Source organism: Caulobacter sp. S45 (genome assembly GCF_903642205.1).
Lineage (GTDB): Bacteria > Pseudomonadota > Alphaproteobacteria > Caulobacterales > Caulobacteraceae > CAHJWH01.
On sequence record NZ_CAHJWH010000238.1, the window covers coordinates 1 to 3133 of the forward strand.

At 65.5% G+C, this 3133-nt stretch carries 3 protein-coding genes; all 3 read right to left on the minus strand.

Annotated elements, in window-relative coordinates; translation table 11 throughout:
- Positions 1-193: 193 nt before the first annotated feature.
- Positions 194-355 carry a hypothetical protein gene (locus HUV06_RS15470; protein ID WP_174302136.1) on the minus strand — a complete coding sequence of 54 codons (162 nt, stop codon included), beginning with the start codon at positions 353-355 and terminating at the stop codon, positions 194-196.
- Positions 356-391: 36 nt separating this feature from the next.
- Positions 392-1735 carry a radical SAM/SPASM domain-containing protein gene (locus tag HUV06_RS15475; RefSeq protein ID WP_174302137.1) on the minus strand — a complete coding sequence of 448 codons (1344 nt, stop codon included), beginning with the start codon at positions 1733-1735 and terminating at the stop codon, positions 392-394.
- A gap of 509 nt (positions 1736-2244) precedes the next feature.
- Positions 2245-3133, minus strand: an 889-nt coding sequence (locus HUV06_RS15480; protein WP_217433924.1) for a LytTR family DNA-binding domain-containing protein, incomplete at its 5' end; no start/stop codon positions are given.

Below are 3133 nucleotides of genomic sequence, written 5' to 3' on the forward strand. Positions count from 1 at the left end.
CGCGCAGCCTAGTCGCCAGCTGCCTTGACGCGGCCCAAGGTCCCAAGAGCCGGGACCGCAAGAACCGGGTGGTCTGACCGTTTAAGAACAGCTGGTGCAAGGCTATCGGACGGAATCATGGGCTATCGCGTGCGCGGCTTGGACGGGTCTCGCTTCGACCTCCTCTATGGACGGCCGAATGAAGACCGCACCCTCAGTCAGCCGTGCGGACGTCGGCGACCGCGTCGCCCAGCGCCGACATCATGAAGCCGATGAAGCCTTCGACTGCCGCCGCCGCAGGCGGCGCCTGGCCTTCGAGCAGCGGGATCTGGTTCTCCGGGGCAGGATCACGGGTGCGTGGGCGGATTTGCTCCAAGCTCAAGGTCCTGCGCGAGGGTGAGCGCGTCCGGGCTCAAGCCGCTAGAAGTCGAGCAAAACCCTGCACGTCCGGGTCCTCCGAGGCGCGCAGCCGCTTCAGGATCGCCGCGTCGCCGCCGAGCCATCCCAGCCCACGCCCGGCGAACAGAGCCTCGACCTCCGGCGCCAGAACCTGGTCTTCGGGATAGAAGAAGGTGTCGGGCTCGGCCGCCATCACTTTCACCGCCCAGTCCGGCGCGTTGCGCAGGATGGCGCGCAGCTTCATCCGGAACTGGTAGTATTGCGCCGAAGGCGTGGGGCAAGCGTCGCATACGGTTCCACCCTTCTCGCCGGTGACAAACATGGCGCGCGAGGCCAAGTGCCTGTCGCTGTTGAAGGCATCAGCGACTTGAGGATAGGCGCTCAAATCCTGGACAAAGTCGGTGCTCTCCTTGGACACCAGACAGCACGGTCCGAGCTTGCCGTCCGGATAGAACATTCCACTATAATAGAGCCAGTCGCACTTGGGCGTGACGTCCGCACGTTCCACTTCGCCACCGACGGTCAGCTTGGGGACCAGCCGCGCCAGCCGCCGCTCACGCGCCTGACGCCTCATCAGACCCGCCAGCGCCTTGCCGGACAGCGGCGGCCCACTCAGCGGGAGGGTGGCCGCGAAGACGCCGCGGTTGTTCACCGAGCCGGCCTTGGGCGCCCCCGCGTTCCAGAACTCCAGAAGGTCGACGCCTAAGCGCTCGGCCATCGCGCGAACCTCAGACTCCTCGCGCTCGTTGTGCTGGAAACGCAGGAAGCGCCACTCGATCAGCGGATAGGTGAGGCCGAGCTTCGCCTTCGCCTCTATCAGGCGAGCCATGTTGTCGACCACCAGGTTGAACGCGCCGCCGCGACGGTACTGGGCGTAGGTCTCCGCCGTCGCCCCGTCCAGCGAGACCACGATGAGGCCGAGCCCGCACTCCAGCAGGGCGCGGATCGCCGCATCGGTCATGGTGAAGCTGAGGTTGGTGGAGATGACGGAGAAGATCGCCTGATGCCTGCTGGAGGCCACCAGCGGTGAGAAGCGACGATTCAGCAGCGGCTCGCCATTGCTGAAGTACCAGATGATGAAGCAGGGATCGCCCGCGCCTTTCAGGATTTGGTCGTAGTCGGGACGCTTCATCACCAGCTTGGGCCGACCCGTGATCCCCAGCCCGGTGGCGCAGTGGGGGCAGCTGAGCTGGCAGGTCGTGGTCATGTCGATGGTCAGGTCCACCGGCAGGTGCGACAACCGCACGTCGCGACGTCGCCGAGCGCGAAAGGCCATCAAGGCGTTGCAGTACTTGACAAATTCCAGCTCGGGACTCCGAATGCGCGGCATCACATAAGGCAGAGCAAGGTCGCCCATGTCAGCTCCGCCGGCGCAGGACTAGCACTCGCTCGACAAGCTCATCCGTGATCGGCAGAGGCGCCCAGGCGCCAGCTAGGTCAGACGAGTAAGCTGCTGCCGCGATGGCGCGAACAGCCGCACGTTGGACAGCCAAGCGGGGCCGTCCTTCTTCAGGGCGCAGGCGGCGGACAATGAGTCCCATACGGCCTTCTAACCGGGCTTCGCTTAGCCGCAATATCCGACTTGGGTCGGCAGCACGTATGAGCGTTGCTCCAGGAACTCGCCATCGGGCTGTGATCGAGGTGTTCACGGGTGCAGGGCGCCGGCGGCGATGAAGCCCGAAGGAAAATGGACGGGTCATTGACCTTGGTGTTCTGACCCTTCGGGAGCAAGGAAATACTCCGCAGCAGCCCCACTCGGACGGGATTCGCGGACGTGAAGATCAAAGTGCAGATCGGAGACGTTCACGAACGTCTTCCTTTAAAAGCTCTCAGGTGGTCGCGTGCTGATTACCTACGGCGGGATAATTACATCTGACGAAAGACGTTTGAGTAGCTTCGGCTGACTGGAAGGATGTCACCCCGGCCCTTCAGATGTACGGAGCCGGTCTCGTTGTCGTTCCTCGTCACATGGCTGACCGCGTGCAGATTGACGGCGAAGGCGCGGTGGATCTGGGCGAACTGGTTGGCGTCGAGCTGGGCGACCAGCTCCTTCAACGGAATTCGCACGAGCGCCTCTTCAGTCTGGCCCGCCTCGCCGCGCCAGGCGATCAGCGTGTACTTGGTGTCGGACTGCAGGTAATCGACATCATCGACGGGGATGAGGCGAAGCTTCTGGCCGACCTGGGCGCGCAGCCATCGTAGAGGCGCCAGCGACGCCCCGCGCTGAAGCTGGGCGGCGAGTTGCCGCAGGAGCGGGTCGATGTCGGTGAGCGGCTGGGCCGCCCTAAGGCGCGCCTTCAGCCGCGTGACGGTCTCCATAAGCCGGGCGGGCTCCACCGGCTTGACCAGGTAGTCCAGGGCGCCCTGGGCGCCCTGGGCGAAGGCCTCCACGGCGTAGTGGTCGAAGGCCGTGACGAAGACGATGTGGGCGCGCCGGCCGATCTGGCGAGCGGCCTCCACCCCGGACAACCCGGGCATATGGACGTCGAGGAAGCAGACATCGGGCCGCAGCGCCTCGAAACGCTCGACGGCGTCACGCCCATTACGGGGTTGCGCCACCACCTCCAGGTCCGGCCACGCCCGGGAGAGCTGGCGCACGAGTGCGTCCCGCAGCAGCGGCTCGTCGTCGGCGACCAGGGCTGTGGGGCGCACCAGCGTCAAGCGGCCGCGCCCTCCCCCCACGGTGATCGCTTGAACGGCTGGGGGGATTTCGGCGCGGGGTGATGTCTGATTCATGGGAGCCCTTGGTGGAGGG

What these genes read in the sequence shown, in the direction of transcription:
- HUV06_RS15475 (WP_174302137.1), bottom strand. Translation starts at nt 1,735, where the DNA reads ATGGGCGACCTTGCTCTGCCTTATGTGATGCCGCGCATTCGGAGTCCC.